The following is a 15414-nucleotide window of genomic DNA, read 5'->3' as shown; positions in this document are numbered from 1 at the left end:
GCGCTCCCCGGCTGGGGCTGGTCACAAAAAAGCCCGCACAAGGCGGGCTCAAATAAGAGACGATACGTTTAGGCGATGTGTCGATTTACACGGAATGCGTGCTTATCTTGAAATGTAAAGTCACTTCCAGCGGGCAGCTTAATATCTTGATGAAAATAGCTTGTTCTCAATGAGCCTCGAAAAATACCACCGCCAAGCAACATTACATTTTGAATATAAACGTCATTTCCCCGATGCCTTAAAACAACTGCATCCCCATTTTCGATACGAAGGTGCTTCATCAACTGCTCGATGTTTCCTCCATCAGCATGAACCCCTCTCACCTCAGGGGGCATAGCACTTTCGTCAAAATCCTTAGCGTCAGCATCAGTCATTGTAAAACTCCGTTGTTGATAGAGCTGATAACTATGATAAATAATCACCTAAGCGCAAATGAAAAAGGCCCAATCTCGAGAGACTGGGCCATGTTGGAGAAATCGTAACGCTGGGCGATTAGGAAAGCAACTATCAGAGCGAGATCGCGTCTATCTGCTGCTGAATGGTGTCCAACAGCTGAGCCTGCAGGGCTGCCTGCTCGGTCTGCATCGCCTCCTGCTGGGCTGCCAGCTGCTCCATCTCCTGCAGCGTCTTGCCGGTCTGGGCCTGCTTGAGGGCATCCTCGAAGCGGATGGAGTCGGTCAGCTTGGTGATGCGCTGAGCCTCTGCCTGCCACTTGGCGGCTTTGCCTTCCAGTTCTGCCAACTTGGCCTGCATCTCGCGCATGGCCATCTCCTGCTGCATCTGTGCAACCTTGGCCTGCTGCTCTGCCGCGGCACGCTCCTCGTCGTTCATCTCCTCCGGGTCTTTCTGGATGTTCAGGGCATTTCGGATCCGCTCCACAAACTCGGCCTTGCGCGGTACATCCATCAGCTCGACCAGCAGGTCAAAGCATGCTGCTGCAGCTTCTGGCGGCAACTGGGCCATAGCCTGGGTCATCCGTTCGGCCAACTGCTGCTTGTAAGCGGCTGTTTGCTGGATCGGCGCCAGGGCGATATGAGCTCGCAGCCTGGTCACATCGTTGGTCAGCTTGCCGTCCTCTTGCTCCACGTTGAGAACCACCGCTTTGCGCCGGCGCGGATCGTCACGGTTCACCGTCACCTTGTAGTTGCGCTTGTTGGCCATATCCTCCAACAGGTATGCCAGAGCCAGCTGCCCCACCTGCTGGCAGCCCATCCGGTAGTTGTCGTTGATCTCGGAGAGAGTCGTAGCGCCCTGCTCTACCAGGTTGCTGATGGCCACCCCTGACTGGCCGGTTGAGCCCTGCCCCAAGAAGGCCGCATAAACCCCCATGGTGTCCTGGATCAGCTTCACCGAGTCTTGCATCACCTGGAACTGCTGGGCCGCCACGTTGAAGTCCTGTTCCACCTTGAAGGCGTCGCTCACGCTGGTCTTGTTGGCACGGTCCGGGTTGAGCTCGATATAGCCATCCGGGCGTTCCACCTGCTCAAGCACCTGATCCCGGCTCATGTTCGTGGCGTCCTTATCCATGATGACGCGCTTGGCCTGCAGCAGGAACGTCAGCTTGATTCGCCGCAGGTTCACCTCGTCTTGCGCCGGCATGGCTCGGACAATCAGCCCATAGGGTTCGCCGGTGCGGTCTTTCCGGTACCCCCAGAACGGCACCAGCGGATACATGTTGTGGGGCGCCGAGCAGGGGCGATCCACCAGATGATGGGGGCCGACAAACCAGGACTCCCGGATCACGGCCACCGGGCGGCGTTCCAGCCTGGCCCGGCCCATGGCGAGCGCGGCGAGGTGCAACTGATTGGTCTTGTCGTACTCCAGCGCCCGGCCGGAATCGAGCATCAGCACCTGACGCATCGTGTAGGTGCGGTAGTAGACCACCTGCAGCAACACCCGGTCCCGCTCTCGGCTGCACCACTCGACTTCCTTGCCGCTGAACTGGCTCCATTCGTCGTAAGCGCTGACCAGGTTGGGGTCGAGCCCCTCTACGACGCTCAAGCTGACAACCCCTGCCCAGTCATTCACGCCCCACTCCAACGCCTGAGCCTTGCTCGGGAACATGGTCTTGGCCTCATCCAGATCGACCCAGCGGCGGCGCATCAGCCAGCGGCAGTCGCTCAGGTCCGGCTCTCGGCTGTGCCAGTCCCAATAGACTTCATCACGATGGACGTTGCTGAACTTGTAGCGCGGGCCGAACGGGTCATCACGCCGGCACACCTCCACCCAGCCCATGCCGGTCTTTATCTGGCCGCCGTAGGCCTCGCCCCGAGCACGATCCAGTCCGCCCAGGCGGCACATGTCGGCGTATTCAGCATTGACGGCCTCGGCCAGCTGCTCGAGCTCATCGTCATGGTCATCGGCGATCACCATCAGATCGGTGCGGCTCTTGGCCTCCATCCCCAGCACGCCGTCGATAGTCGGGGCGATGAGATTGTGGATGGTGGTGGGCTGGCCCCGCTCCTTGAGCACCTTGACCACCTCAGGGGGTAGTTGGTCCCCGTCGTAGTAGGCGCAAGCCCGGTTCGCCATTGAGCGCCAGTCAGGCTGGCCGTTGATATCGCTCATCAGTTTGAGCAGTCGCGGGGTATCGAGGCCACCTTTCTCAGGGGCCTTGGGTTGGGCGTTGATCATCAGTTGGCCATCCAGTGCTTGGGTTTGCGGGAGGTTTCGGATTTGACGATGCGGGCCGGCATCCGGGCGCGCATCTCTTGGGCAATCATGTAGCTCATCAGCTGGTCGTCGTAGCAGCCGTCCTGGGCGTTCATGCTGCCGCTCTTGTCGTAGACGTAGGTGGTAGCCTCGTGAATGGTGCCTATCCAGCGGATCCCGGACTGCCCGGCACGCAGCAGGGCCTTGAGGCCATCAACCAAGATCGGCTTGGACTGCCGGGTGGTGAGCCAGCCGAGGCGCGGCGTCTCGTCGTCGCGGTCCCGGTCGAGGTGTTCCTGGGTGTAGATGCGCCGGGTCGGGTAGATTTCACGGAGCTTGAGCAGCACGGCGTGACCGTGGTTGTTGCGCTCCGGGCCGATGTAGGCAGGGCCATGCTCAGCGGTGCCGTAGAACCTGCCAACGTGGGCCAGCAGCTGGGCAAACAACCCGGGATCGAGGTGCCCGAACCAGTGGGCCACCTGCCGACCGTCGCTCTTGGCGGTCACGTCGAGGCTTGAACGGTCGCCGTGCTCCAGCCCTTCCGCAACGTCGGCGCCGATGGCGTAATCCTCGTCAGGGTCTGGCAGCTCCCAGACCAGTAGCATGTTCTCGAGCGAGCGCTGCCCCCGCTCGTCCAGCTTCTCTGGCTTGCGCGCCTTCTCCCGCTTGCCGGTCACCGGGTCGATGTCATAGACGATGAGCGGGGCCATGCAATCGCCCTCTGCATCCATGGTATGGATGGGGTCGAACACCCGGCGCCCAGAGGTCAGGAAGGCCTCCAACGGCGTGCTGGGGAACTCCTGCTTCATCTCTGCGCCCAGAGTGGACTCTTTCAGCACGTACCATTGCCGCTGCTCGTCGGTGATGGTGCAATTCATCGCCTTCTCTACCGCGGCGAAATATTCTGCCTGGGTCTTGCTCATCACCACGCCGGATGCCGGCACGTCGGCGCGATACTTGGGGTCCTGCCACCAGGCGAAGAAGTGGAACTTCCAATCCAGCTGGCTGAGCTCACCGGAGGCGCGTGCCAGTTCGAGGGACTTCATGCTCATGGCGTGGAAGTCGCCGCCCACACCTTCTGCTGTTGATTCGATGAAGGCCACGGCGCCCGGGTGGATTGCCTGCAGGGTACCGGTACGCACCTCCTTGGCCTTCTCGGGGTACTTGGCGCAGATCTTCCCGTGCTCGGAGACATGCAGGCGCTGGACGGTACCGGAGCGGAAGGAGGTGGCCACCTGGATGCTGGAACCATGCCGGAACAGGATGTGACCGCCATTCGCCCCGCCGCGCCGGGTCACCACCTTGAACTGGGCCTTGAGCCAGCCCGGCAGGTTATCGAACGGCACTTCAATCTTGGTGCGGTAGATCTCACCGGCGGCCGTCAGGTCCTGGGCGATGATCCCGCACTTGATGTTCTTGTTGAACAGCGCCTCATCCAGTAGGTAGATGTCGATGGCCGTGGAGAACCCAAGCTGACGCGCCTTGAGGATGATGTTCAGCCACCACATGGTCCGGAACAGCAGCTCCTGCGCTGGGCGCAACCGGAAGCGCACCAACTGGCCCTGCTCGTTCTCGATCATGTAGAGGTTATTCATTCGCCACCACTTATCGCTGAGCTTCGAGCGGATGTAGGCCATCTGCTCCTGCTCAGTCATGGCGGAGGTATCGGGTTCAGTCATCGGGGATCTCAGGCAATAAAAAACCCGCCGAGGCGGGTTTATCTTAATATTGGACTCTAAATAATAAACTGGCTTGTTAAATACGATATGGCGCTAATGCAGGCTAACCAAGATGGCAGTTTTGCATGACAAAACTCTGGATACTTATAGGCACACTGTAAATATGACACTGCGTATGAAAAATAAAACTGAAGATGTTCAACAACACCCTTCACCCTCTCCATCTTCCATCCAACAGCCCTATCACTGTCTCTATCTATTAATGTCACACATACGATGATTTTATAAAAAGATGAAACGCAGATGCTTATGGGGTAATTATATGGTTCGTGCTCATCGAACAATTCTTTCCACGCTGTGCGATAGTATCTCACACTCCTGAACTTTCCTTCATAGTCGCCTGGGCCGTGATAGTATGTTGATTCAGCCCCGAGGGCCTTTACTGAAATTCTTCGGCTAATTCTAGTATTTTCGTAAACCTGCGCTTTGAGCTTTTCATTCTCCTCAAAGGAAAATTGTTGATGCCTCAACCAGAGGTATCCCATAACGGCTAGCGCAGCCCATTCCAACCAGTTAGGGCGACTGAATATCAGCTTCACCCCAAACATCACAATTTCTGTAGCATTAGCGTTCGGATCTGCCTTGCTAAGAGACCCGCCTGCAATTACAAAAATAAGTATTCCAGTCGCCACAACCATTAGTCGTTTTCGGTACAGCTCTTCCATTTCCGCGTTAGAAGCCACCATCACACTCCAATTATACCGGTTGCTATATTTTGTATGCTATCACGACATCAATCCACCAGTCCCCATCCCCTGCAGCTCAGTCACCATCTCGCTGACCGGCGTGGCCTCGCTGCCCCCATCCTTCTCGAGCCGGTCTGCTTCGGCGGTCAACTTGCGAGTGGCGGCCCGGATGCGGCGGGTGTCCTCCTCGATCTTTGGCACGTTAGCGGCATCAACCATCAGGGCGCTCAGGGTCCGCTCGATGGACTCAATCCGCTGGATGTTCCGGTCGAGGGCTTGCTCGGCTTTCAGGATCTTGTCGTAGAGCGCAATCCGGTCGGTCATCTCGGTGGCCGTGACCAGGTCCTGCTGCAACCCCTTGAGCAGCTTGGTGACAGAGATAACGCGCGCCCGGGTGAACTCCAGCTCATCACGTAGTTGCAGCTCTCGAGCCTGGTCGAACAGCTCCTCAGCATCGAGGAACTTGGCGTAACCACCGTGGGTCAACGCCGGCCGGTCGCCGGGTTTCCACTTCGTGACCGGGTTGGGGTTGCCAGGGTTGCCCTCGGTGAAGCGGCCGCTGCTGTCCCGGCCGTTTGTTTTCGAGTTCTGGGCTGAGTCTGCCGAGGTGTGTGGGGATGCGGAGGACCTTCCACCTCTTCCCTCTCCCCCTTTGGCCTTGGCCTCATTCCCTTTGGCTTGCGCACTTTGCGCTGATTGCGCAGTTTTGCGCACTTCGGAATGCGCAGTTTGCGCAGCTACGCGAGATTTTTTATAGGGCTCGGAAGATTGCCCCCGAGATTTCAAATAGCGACGTGCCGAGTTGTAGTTAAGGCCGCGGCTGTCGCACCAGTCTTTCGCACTGATGCCTGTCGCTTCATGCTCTTGCAGGAACTCTGCATTGAGCTGTGCCCAGTCGGTCTTTGCCATTTAGATGGATAGCTCGCCTTCAACGATGGCATCACCAGGTACTGGCTCATGGGTTGCCGGTACCACGACGGAGACGCCGGTGTTCAGGACGACCAGGGCATGACAGCCGTCATACTTCACCACGTTGGTGATCACCCCGGTCACGGTAATGCCATTAACCACTGCATCGCTCCAGTGCATCGAGATAGTCCAGTAGGTCTGCTGTGGATTCCCCAGAAAGACAAACCCCGCCGTTATTGGCGGGGCTCCATGTCAGCCTGGGACTTGGTGGCGGGCAGTTTGCTGGTTGACTCGGGGCCGACTGGCAACTGGCCAGAAGCAGCACCGAAGCGCTCAGCAAAGCGCCCTTGTGGATCAGCATGATTCTTGTCATGGTTTTCCTGCACCTCCCTTGCCCTCTCCTGCTTAAGCCAACGGCCCAGAAGGGCCGTTAGAATATCGAGCAGTTCGAGCAGGCCGTTCATGCTATTGCTTCCTCGCCTTCTCAGCCGGCAGGTTCATTGCCAGCTTGTCCAGCACCTTGGTCAGGCCGACCAGAAAGGCTTGCACCTTTCCGATAACCTCGTCGTCCCGAGTGGACGGGGTGACGGCTGCGATCTTGGCCAGCCCCTGTACCACCATGGACGCGCCGCCCACTACAGCCATCAGGATGACAATCCAGTTGATGACCACCTCAACGATGTGCTCCATCGCGCTCTCCTCTCTGCTGTTACCGGTCGCCCGGCGATATTGGCAAGGCTTTCGCCTATGCCTCTGACTTCGAGAACTCGGCCGCGGCCATCACCGGCAACTCACCCGCCAGCATTGGCTCGCCAGCTGGCCAGCGGTATGCGGTCACCCGGGAGCGGGGGAAAGCCTTCACGTTCACGGCATCCGCCTGGTTACCGCCCAGCACCAGCAGATTGCCGGCTTTGTCCTGCCCCACTACGAACCCGACATGCCCGCCACCATCCCGGGAGAACACCACCACACAACCTGCAACCGGCTTTTCCAGCTTCTCCCCCCAGGAGGCATAGGAGCGCGCCCCCTCAAACCGGGTAGACTGAATGCCGACCCGCTCCAGGCATGCCCCGACAAAGGCGGCACACCACGGGGTTTCATCATCACGGATGCCGCCCCGCTTGATTGCTTTCCACATCGCCACGATCTCGGGGTTGTGCTGCGGCCCCTTGATCTCCGTCAGCCCGATATGCCGGCGGGCCTCTGCCACCCAACGCGTTTGCGCCATCACTCCTTTCCTCCCATCCAGCCGGTTGCCCGGCGCTCATACAACTCCAGGGCCTTAGACCCCATCAAGCCAGCCAAGCCGGCCATGAAGCCACACAGGGGCAATGGGGCCGCGATGTACCAGCTCAGCAGCATGGTCAGCATGCCGGCGAACCCTGACACCACCACCTGCAGCAGCGCCTCGGCCCACCGGAACTGTCTTCCCTCGCGTTTCACCGTCTGTATGTAGGTCACCAACCCGCCCCACACGCTCAACCCGCCGAATGCCAGATAGGCGAGCACGCTGTAGTTCTGTGGATCCTTGTCAGGCGTCATCGCCCCTCCAGAAACGACAAAGCCCGCACGAGGCGGGCCAGAAATGAAAAAGGCCAGGGTCACGGGGACTCTGGCCATCTTTGAGCAATACTAACGCTGGGGCGGCGGGGATTCAATCCCCGCTACTTTACTCTTAATTTTTGTGTTGTGAGCTTATGTCGCCAACATGTGCCAATATTGGCACATCCCCGTCAGCCACTGCTATTGACTCTTCCCCCCAATGGAAGCCAAAAGGACTTGCACGTAATTCTCTCTTAGGGGTTGCATCACTAAATGTGACTCGCTTTTTTCTGCGCTTGCTGTACCAACGTGCCATTAATTTCACCTTAAATTCTGCCTTTGGGCCATGGTACCTTTTGATGGTTCAGGAGGGCAAGTTGGTATGTTGTAGCGTTCCCTCACTCCGTCACTTCACCTTCCGATACCGCTCGACCTGTTGCAGGAAGTAGGTCTGCATTTCTCCCTTGTAGTTCCCGGCCTCGCTCTCGGCTGGGATCTTGATCTCGGGGTTTCGCTCCTTCCACACCGCGTAGGCGGCAGCCTTCTCTATCTCCACCCTCTCCTGCTCTTCTTTCGGCTGGGAACACAGATTGAACGACATTGGCGACTCCACACTCTGAATTTGCCGAGATCTTACCTCAATCTGGAGTCAATCGCTCCATGATGATCTTCATCGTTGGCACCGCTATACTGTATTTATATACAGCGCAATAGAGCTCCAAACATGTACGCAGTTCCCGACCTTGACGCCCCGGCGTTGGAAATCCCCCTGTTCCTCTCCCCGGCCGCCTGTGGCTTCCCGTCCCCCGCCCAGGACTACGTGGAGCAAACCATCGACCTGAACCAGCTCTGCATCGCGCACCCGGCCGCAACCTACTTCGTTCGAGCGGCCGGCGACAGCATGGTTGATCACGGGATCCGTGATGGTGACCTGCTGATAGTGGACCGCAGCCGCAAGGCGCGCCATGGCAGTGTGGTGGTCGCCACGGTCGATGGCGAATTCACGGTGAAGGAGCTGCAGCTTGAGCCGTCGATAGCGCTTCTGCCTGGCAACCTGGCCTACCGGCCTATCCATTTCAGTGAGGGGCAGGAGCTGGAAATCTTCGGAGTGGTGACCGGTGTCGTGCACCTGATGCCAAGCCCATGAACAAACACTGCGCTGTTGCCCTGGTCGATGTGAACAACTTCTACGCCTCCTGCGAGCGGCTGTTCCGGCCTGACTTGAAGGGGCGCCCCATAGTGGTGCTCTCCAACAACGACGGCTGTGTGGTGGCCCGCTCAGCGGAGGCCAAGGCGCTCGGCATCAAGATGGGGGTCCCCTACTTCCAGATCCGCCAGTTCTTTGAGGCCATGGGCGGGGTCTGGTTCTCCAGCAACTACGCGCTCTACGGTGACATGAGCCAGCGGGTGATGAGCATTCTGGAGGGGATGGCCCCGGCGGTGGAGGTATACAGCATCGATGAAGCGTTCATCGAGCTGAACGAGAGATGGGCAGGCGATCTGGCGGAGTATGGCCGCCAAGTCCGCGAGCGGGTGCTGCAGTGGACGGGCCTCACCGTCGGGGTGGGTATTGCCCCGACAAAGACCCTGGCCAAGCTGGCGAACTACGCCGCCAAGAAGTGGCCGGCTACCGGGGGCGTGGTGGATCTGCGGGATGAAGGGCGGCGCGCCAGGCTGATGGCCATCACCCCGATCGAGGAGGTATGGGGCATTGGCCGGCGGCTAACCGCCAAGCTTGAAGCCCAGGGGATCAAGATGGTGGCCGATCTAGTAGCCGCTGACCCCAAGGCACTGCGCCGCCGGTATGGCGTGGTGGTCGAACGCACGGTGCAGGAGCTGAGGGGGATCCCCTGTGCCGAGCTGGAACAGGAGGCCCAAGCCAAGCAGCAGATCATCTGCTCACGCAGCTTTGGGGAGCGCATCACCCAGATCGGCCCTATGCACCAGGCGCTGGCCGGCTACATGGAGCGGGCAGCTGAGAAGCTCCGGGGGGAAGGGATGTGCTGCCGCCACGTCACCCTGTTCATCCGCACGAGCCCGTTCAGCGACAAGGCCCCCTACTACGGCAACCAGGTGAGCACCAAGCTGGCCATGCCCACCAATGACACCCGGGCGCTGCTGGCACTGATCCCCCTACTACTTCCCAGGATCTGGCGCGATGAGCAACGTTATCAGAAAGGGGGGATCATGCTGGCCGACTTCACCCCGGCCCACATGCAGCAGGGCGACCTGTTCGCTGCGGAGCAGCAGTCACCGCGCAGCGAGGCGCTGATGCAGGTCATCGACAAGATCAATCATGGGCGACTGGGCAAGGTCTACTTCGCGGCCCGCGGCCGGGATACCCGGGAATGGATGATGAAGCGGGAGCAGCTCAGCCCCCGTTACACCACATGCCTCAGCGAGCTCCCCGAGGTGAAGGCATAGCCTTAGAAAGGCGGACCAACTTCGACCGCAACACATTTAGCCTGAAAGACTGTACATCTGGAATCGGCTCTGGATGAATAGCCAGCACCTTGATAAACACTCGCTGAGGGCTTCTCTTCCCTGCCTCACGCTTGCAACTGCGTGTCTCTGCCAGCGTGTCCACATAGCGAAGGGAGCGGAGGTAAACGACTGCATCGCGAGCCATCTCAGCAGAAATGCCCAGCCGCTCTACCACCTCGTGAAAGTCAAAGAAATCGCCATGGAGAAGCCCCCAGCCAGCCACTTCAAGAGCAGTAGGTTTCAGCTTGCTATCCATTTACCCCACCCAACAAACGATTGGAACAAGGTAAACAGATAGCACCTGAACCACGCTTTACTCAAGCGGCTCTCATCTCCCGCACCTGCCGATCCATGACCTTGGCCAGATCTGACGCCTGGTGGATCACCTCATCAACCAACCGCTCGACACTCTGGCGCATCTCCTGGCCGAACCGGCGCGACACCAACTCAGCATCGGGCACTACTCGCCCGGTGCCATGGCACTTCTGGCACTCGTCCCCGCGGCGTGGCCGCAATCCGGTTCCCCTGCAGTGCGGGCAGCGCCCTGATTGCATCATCTCGGCCACGCAGTGGTCATTGGCCAGGGACAGGATCCCGTTTCGCTCATCCAGCAGGCGCTGGTATTCGTGATCATTCCCCGCGCGGTGCGCCCGCTTGGCCTTTTCCATCACCACGGCCGCCCGGCGGCGCTCCTTGTCATAATGCGGGTGGGACAGCACCAGGCGCTCCAACTGCTCAGGCAAAGGGCGGCGCAGCAGGATAGCCATGGCCATGCCGCCGGCATCACTGCTGCCAAGAGTAGTGCAGAAGTGGGCCAGCAGCCCTTGAATCGCCCCCTCATCACTTAGGTGATCAGCCATCAGGAACTGGAGCCCCAGGGGGTTGTTCTTTGCAGCAACCTGCAGGGCGCCGATGAACTCGTCCCGGCCCAGAGCATTGAACTGCCTGCCGGCGGCGGGCTCATGGAGCGCCCCCTTCGGCGAGAATAGGCGCAGAGCCATTTCGATAGAGTTGGTCATGGGTTGGTCCTCTGGTCTTTGGTCTGGTCGAAAGCGGCAAGCAGCCAGGCGCGCAGCTGGCCGGATTGGATGTGCTCTGGCGTGGCTTCGATGACGGTCCACCCCAGCAGGGCTGCCTCGTTCATCTTGGCGCGGTCCTCCACGAACCCCTTGCCGCGGGTGTGCCGGCCGCCGGAGTGGATCCCGCCATGGATCTCGACGGCGATCATGCGGGTGGGCCAGGCGAAGTCGAGGCGCCAGCGGCGCTTGGGGTGGAATACCAGCTCGGTTGTGGGGTCAGGGAAGCCAACCAGCTGGGCCAGCACCTTGCCGTGCAGGGCATCCACCTGCTGCGCCTTCTTGACCTTGTTCACTACGGTCTTAGCTTTCGGGTGTTTGTCCAGCATGCGGGCCGCGTCGAGAGCAGAGAGACGGATCATGCCGCCCTCCCGATGGTGTTCTTGCGCAGCTCGGCCACTTCCCGGGCTACCTGCTCCAGCAGGGCCTCCTCGCTGCCGTGCTCAACCTGCCAGCTCCTGGGGGCGGCGTGGAATCCGGTGGGGTAGCAAGCGCGGTGGTGCCGTGGGCACAGCGGCAGCACTCTGGTGTGCTCGGCGCGCTGGGCCATGCCAGACCCAGCGCGCACATGATGGATTTCCGCTGGTGTGGCGCCCTGCCCTGCATTGCGGCAGGCGATACAGCAGAGCGAGCTCACATCGTCCAGCCACTTCTTGTCAGCCTTGGTTTTGCTCATCGCGCGCTCCTTTCATCGTGTGAGACTGCAGCGATTGCAGGTTCAGCAATGTGAATGCTCCGCCTTTTTGCGGGCACCATCCGGCCGTATCGATATGGATCACGTTGCCAAGCGCTACCGGGCTGCTCACTGGGGTGTGACCAACAACGAGGGCATGCACATCAGGCACACCGCTCTCATCACCAAGCTCCACACGCCGACGCGACCACATGCAGGCGTTCTTAATCGAGCGCAGCAATCCAGGATTCCCCTCTGCGCCATCCTCAAGCTTTTCAATCAGGTATCGCCAGGACGGGAATGGGCAATCTGCATGGATCAGGCCAATCAACCCACTCGGCGTATCCACCTCGATGGCGATAGGTAGCTCGCGGAACTGGGCTGCGTACTCGCCGCGCTCCACATCGAGCAGGGACATGAACCAAGCCCCACCGTTCTGCAACCAGTTTCCTGTGTCACAGGTGTCGTGACGGCACACATAGTCGTCGTGGTTGCCACGCACCGGGTGGAACCATGGCTTGGCCAGCCACTCCAGCACCAATTCGCATTCAGGGCCACGATCAACCAAGTCTCCGACAGAGAACAGGCGATCGCGGGCGGAGTCAAAGCCAACCTTATCGAGAGCCTGCTGCAGCAGGGTGAAGTGGCCGTGGATGTCGCCTACCGCGAAGTCTCTCCCTGCTGTATTCGCTGAAAATTTCTTGACCAGTGCGCTCATGCTGCCGCCCTCCCGTATGCCGCCACCCAGTCGAAGCCGCGGCGGGATTCATCCCCGAACTTCACGCCCTGCTGGGCGCCGAAGGATTGGGCCAGCTCGATGAGATCGCGCATCTCGCGCACGGTCATCTTGGAGGTGGACTTGCCCAGCACCACGAACCCGGTGCCGTCGATGTTCGGTACCACGTCTTGCTGATACAGGGCGGCGGAGAGAACGTGCTTCCAGTCCTCCTTGGAGAGCTTGCGGCCGTGCCAGTTGACCTGCTCGGCGATGTCGGTCATGACAGCCCAAAACAGAGCGTTCTGGGCCAGGCTGCGAGTCATCTCCTTGATTTCGATAACCAGCGGCTTGTCCTGGTCAACCGGCAGGCTTGCTACCAGTTGGCAGGCGCGGGCTCGGATTTCCGGGCTGCGCAGGAAGTGCTTTGGATATTCGCTCACCTTCACCCCCGCTTGGCTTGGTTGCGGCGACGGCGGGCGGCGCGTTTGGTGGCTGCGACCCGGTCATTGCGCGGGTTCGATGCTGGCCAGCTGCGGTTTTTCAGTGCGATTGGCGAGCGAGAAGGGCCAACCCAGGCACGCATGCCGGCCAGCATGGCAAGGCGAACCTGCAAGCGCAGTGTGGTACCGAGCTGGCGAGCCATGCTGAACGTGGAGGAGAACAAGCTCATGCCGCCACCGCCTTAGCCGCGACGGCTTCCGCAGTGGGGAACGGGGTCAGGTGGTAATGCCACACCTGCTTGCCGTCGATAGTCTGGTTGCTCGAGTGCTTCACCCAGCCGTGGCAGCAGACTTCGCGCAGTCTGGCGCTGATGGCGGCCTGGGTGTCAGCGTGGCCGTAGCGGCTCCAGCACTCGCGCTCGATGTCGCGCAGGGTGCGGGATTTGCCGTCGCTCATGATCGCAATTACGCGGCCCAGCTGGGTCGCTACGGATAGATCTCGGGTATGTGGTTTGGTCATGGTCTGGGTCCTTTGGTCAAACTACCGGGTGGTCTAAGTCCGGCACTGGCAATGGTACGGCGCGCTACACCCCGTGTCACTGGTTGGCAAGGCCCTCCCCTTCGAAGTTATCCACAGCCCCAAACGCAACACCACACCGCAACACCAGTACTGGCGCGCCTCTCAGCCGTTCGACCTCCTCCGCCACTTGCTCAGGCGTCGTGTCGAGCACCAGCCAGTGCCCTGCCCCACGCTGGCAGTCCGTATGCCCCAGTGTGGCGATCTCGTCTGCCACCTCCAGCAGCAACCGCTCCCCGCACCATCCCCGAACGGCCGGATAAATCACCACCCGGCAGAATTTCGCGGCCTTGACCGCGGCGATTACGTCAGGATTGAACATTGGCCATCCCTCCACGCTTGAACAGGGCCTTGAGGCTTTCCACGCCGCGCTGGCCGGTCTGCTGGTAATACTCTGGGCTGTGCTGGATTTGTTCCCGCGAAGGCAACCCCTTGCGAACTTCGGCCCCCAAGTCCTCCCCGGCGACAACCCGGCGCAGCAGTTGGGCGTATGCCTGCTCGAACACTGGCCGGTAGGCTTCCAAGCCCAGGGTCTGGCGCTCCCAGCTCGTAGCCTTGGCGGCCAGCTCCACTGCAGGATGGGTAAACCGGCGGGTGCGCACCTCGACCAGGGCGGCGTCCACTGTTGGCAGGCCCAGCGACTCCGGCGTTATCTCGCACCACTTGATGAACATCCCAGGGCTTGGAAAAAACGGGATCCCCTGAGATCGGGCAACCCGCATACCCTGCGCCAGCTGATCACGACTGGTGCAATTGGCCTCAACCAGCGCAACCGTCCATTCCCGAAGCGCTCGCTCCTGCACCTGCGGGGTGGGGAACGAACGCAGCCAGGCAGGAAAGATCACCTTGAGCTGCTCGAGCAACTTGCTCACCACCTGGGTATCCCGATCGGTAACCACTGCGGCCACCTGGCGCACCGGCGTAACGGGCAACTCGCTCGGCATGCTGGTCAGCACCTCACTCAACGGTTTCATGACCATCAGTACCCCTCCTGAATCAACTGGTTGAGCTTGTCGGCAGTCATGGTTTTGGTCAGATCCCATTCATCCCCGCGAGCTGGCTGGCGCACCACCCCGGCACGCTTGGCGGTGAGCTTGTCCCACTGCTTGCGCAGGGTCTTGGGGCACAGCACGTTGGCTGACCAGAACGAGTCGAGATTGGCCCACTTGAACAGCGAGCAGATTTCGTGATGGGTGTACCCCAGTTGGGTTCGCATCAGGCGGATGTCGTTCGCCCACTGCGCCCAGTTGGGGGTCTTGGCCGTCGGGTTCACCACAAGCACCTTGCCGTGGATAAACTCGGCAGCGGTCAGGTCGTCCTGAGTGCCCCAGAATTTCCCACTCGGGGTCTGGATGGCGGCATCTGGCCGAACCTTCTCGGCAACAGCAGAAACCGATTCAACAGCTTCGGCGTCGGGGAGCGCGTCAGCGTTCTTCGACGAAGAGGTTTTTATATTGTCTTTGGTAAGATTGTCTTGGGTGTTGGGTGTTTTCACCCGGTTTGAAAGGCCAAAACACCCAGGAATCTGGGTGATTTTACCCGGATTTTTTTGGGTGTTTTTACCCGGATTTTCATCTTGTACGGTAGGCGTTTTCGGCTGTTTTTCTCTGGAGCATTCCCACTCGCTCACCACCTTGTTCACGCCCACGATCTTCATGTGCCCGTGCTTTTCGAGGGTGATAATGCGGCGGCGAGCCAACACCTGGAGAGCCTTGTTCACATCCGACGGATCCATGTCGCACAGCTCGGCCAGATAGGTATTCGTGAGCCTGTCCTGCTTCTTGTTCCAGCCATAGGTGGAGTAGATCACCGCATCAAGCACGTTGAGCTCGCGACCGGCCATACGCAGCCGGCACTTGGCTTTCTGGATCTCATTTGCCGTACGGGTGAACCCATCATCAAGATCTGCGACCACACG

The 15414-nt window shown here is 59.9% G+C and carries 23 protein-coding genes; 2 read left to right on the top strand and 21 right to left on the bottom strand.

The features are described 5' to 3' along the window. Nucleotides 1–68: 68 nt before the first annotated feature. From PG900_RS00700 to PG900_RS00650, 11 genes are all read right to left on the bottom strand, one after another. Complete coding sequence (locus PG900_RS00700; RefSeq protein ID WP_270830697.1) at nt 69–374, bottom strand: hypothetical protein; 306 nt, start codon at nt 372–374, stop codon at nt 69–71. 133 nt (nt 375–507) lie between these two features. After that, a complete protein-coding gene (locus PG900_RS00695; RefSeq protein ID WP_270830696.1) occupies nt 508–2634 on the bottom strand; it encodes a portal protein in 2127 nt (708 codons plus the stop codon). Further along, nucleotides 2634–4331, bottom strand: a complete 1698-nt coding sequence (locus tag PG900_RS00690) for a terminase (protein ID WP_270830695.1) — start codon at nt 4329–4331, stop codon at nt 2634–2636. The genes PG900_RS00695 and PG900_RS00690 overlap by 1 nt, the downstream gene beginning before the upstream one ends. A gap of 56 nt (nt 4332–4387) precedes the next feature. Further along, a complete protein-coding gene (locus PG900_RS00685; RefSeq protein WP_270830694.1) occupies nt 4388–5074 on the bottom strand; it encodes a hypothetical protein in 687 nt (228 codons plus the stop codon). A gap of 42 nt (nt 5075–5116) precedes the next feature. Continuing rightward, nucleotides 5117–5986, bottom strand: a complete 870-nt coding sequence (locus tag PG900_RS00680; protein ID WP_270830693.1) for a terminase — start codon at nt 5984–5986, stop codon at nt 5117–5119. Then, the gene (locus tag PG900_RS00675; RefSeq protein ID WP_240687609.1) at nt 5987–6148 is read right to left on the bottom strand and encodes a hypothetical protein; all 162 of its coding nucleotides are present in this window, start codon (nt 6146–6148) and stop codon (nt 5987–5989) included. Nucleotides 6149–6219: 71 nt separating this feature from the next. Further along, nucleotides 6220–6450, bottom strand: a complete 231-nt coding sequence (locus PG900_RS00670) for a hypothetical protein (RefSeq protein ID WP_043159006.1) — start codon at nt 6448–6450, stop codon at nt 6220–6222. A 1-nt stretch (nt 6451) separates the two neighbouring features. Next, nucleotides 6452–6676: a hypothetical protein gene (locus PG900_RS00665; protein WP_042880547.1), complete on the bottom strand. Its 225-nt coding sequence runs from the start codon at nt 6674–6676 to the stop codon at nt 6452–6454. A gap of 55 nt (nt 6677–6731) precedes the next feature. Then, nucleotides 6732–7214: a TIGR02594 family protein gene (locus PG900_RS00660; RefSeq protein WP_270830692.1), complete on the bottom strand. Its 483-nt coding sequence runs from the start codon at nt 7212–7214 to the stop codon at nt 6732–6734. After that, complete coding sequence (locus tag PG900_RS00655; protein ID WP_042880552.1) at nt 7214–7528, bottom strand: phage holin family protein; 315 nt, start codon at nt 7526–7528, stop codon at nt 7214–7216. Before PG900_RS00655 ends, PG900_RS00660 begins: the two co-directional genes overlap by 1 nt. 406 nt (nt 7529–7934) lie before the next feature. Next, entirely contained in the window at nt 7935–8129 is a 195-nt protein-coding gene (locus PG900_RS00650; protein WP_270830691.1) for a DUF3283 family protein, read from the bottom strand. Nucleotides 8130–8252: 123 nt separating this feature from the next. On the opposite strand from PG900_RS00650, the gene umuD reads away from it, so the two are divergent. Both umuD and umuC read left to right on the top strand, forming a co-directional pair. Then, nucleotides 8253–8675 carry a translesion error-prone DNA polymerase V autoproteolytic subunit gene (gene umuD / locus PG900_RS00645; RefSeq protein ID WP_270830690.1) on the top strand — a complete coding sequence of 141 codons (423 nt, stop codon included), beginning with the start codon at nt 8253–8255 and terminating at the stop codon, nt 8673–8675. Continuing rightward, nucleotides 8672–9952, top strand: coding sequence for a translesion error-prone DNA polymerase V subunit UmuC (gene umuC / locus PG900_RS00640; protein ID WP_270830689.1), 1281 nt, complete (start codon nt 8672–8674; stop codon nt 9950–9952). Before umuD ends, umuC begins: the two co-directional genes overlap by 4 nt. A 377-nt stretch (nt 9953–10329) precedes the next feature. On the opposite strand, the gene PG900_RS00635 is transcribed toward umuC, so the two are convergent. The 10 genes from PG900_RS00635 to PG900_RS00590 form a co-directional block, all read right to left on the bottom strand. Next, entirely contained in the window at nt 10330–11031 is a 702-nt protein-coding gene (locus tag PG900_RS00635) for a TIGR02642 family protein (RefSeq protein WP_270830688.1), read from the bottom strand. Beyond that, a complete protein-coding gene (locus PG900_RS00630) occupies nt 11028–11450 on the bottom strand; it encodes a hypothetical protein (RefSeq protein WP_270830687.1) in 423 nt (140 codons plus the stop codon). Before PG900_RS00630 ends, PG900_RS00635 begins: the two co-directional genes overlap by 4 nt. Then, nucleotides 11447–11764 carry a Ref family recombination enhancement nuclease gene (locus PG900_RS00625; protein WP_270830686.1) on the bottom strand — a complete coding sequence of 106 codons (318 nt, stop codon included), beginning with the start codon at nt 11762–11764 and terminating at the stop codon, nt 11447–11449. Before PG900_RS00625 ends, PG900_RS00630 begins: the two co-directional genes overlap by 4 nt. Continuing rightward, nucleotides 11745–12479, bottom strand: coding sequence for a metallophosphoesterase (locus PG900_RS00620; RefSeq protein ID WP_270830685.1), 735 nt, complete (start codon nt 12477–12479; stop codon nt 11745–11747). The genes PG900_RS00625 and PG900_RS00620 overlap by 20 nt, the downstream gene beginning before the upstream one ends. After that, complete coding sequence (locus PG900_RS00615) at nt 12476–12919, bottom strand: recombination protein NinB (protein ID WP_270830684.1); 444 nt, start codon at nt 12917–12919, stop codon at nt 12476–12478. The genes PG900_RS00620 and PG900_RS00615 overlap by 4 nt, the downstream gene beginning before the upstream one ends. A 2-nt stretch (nt 12920–12921) precedes the next feature. After that, on the bottom strand, nt 12922–13149 hold the full coding sequence (locus tag PG900_RS00610; protein WP_077096172.1) for a hypothetical protein: 228 nt from the start codon (nt 13147–13149) through the stop codon (nt 12922–12924). Further along, nucleotides 13146–13439: a hypothetical protein gene (locus tag PG900_RS00605; RefSeq protein ID WP_270830683.1), complete on the bottom strand. Its 294-nt coding sequence runs from the start codon at nt 13437–13439 to the stop codon at nt 13146–13148. Before PG900_RS00605 ends, PG900_RS00610 begins: the two co-directional genes overlap by 4 nt. Nucleotides 13440–13515: 76 nt before the next feature. Beyond that, nucleotides 13516–13818: a hypothetical protein gene (locus PG900_RS00600; protein ID WP_270830682.1), complete on the bottom strand. Its 303-nt coding sequence runs from the start codon at nt 13816–13818 to the stop codon at nt 13516–13518. Further along, a complete protein-coding gene (locus PG900_RS00595) occupies nt 13805–14470 on the bottom strand; it encodes a replication protein P (RefSeq protein WP_179101403.1) in 666 nt (221 codons plus the stop codon). The genes PG900_RS00600 and PG900_RS00595 overlap by 14 nt, the downstream gene beginning before the upstream one ends. Nucleotides 14471–14475: 5 nt before the next feature. Continuing rightward, entirely contained in the window at nt 14476–15411 is a 936-nt protein-coding gene (locus PG900_RS00590) for a replication protein (protein WP_270830681.1), read from the bottom strand. Nucleotides 15412–15414: the final 3 nt, after the last annotated feature.

Origin of the sequence: Aeromonas sp. QDB03 (genome assembly GCF_027707985.1) — a bacterium.
In the GTDB taxonomy this organism is placed as follows: Bacteria; Pseudomonadota; Gammaproteobacteria; order Enterobacterales; family Aeromonadaceae; genus Aeromonas; species Aeromonas hydrophila.
Note: the sequence above shows the minus strand (reverse complement) of the source record. Positions and strands in the feature narration are given on the sequence as shown.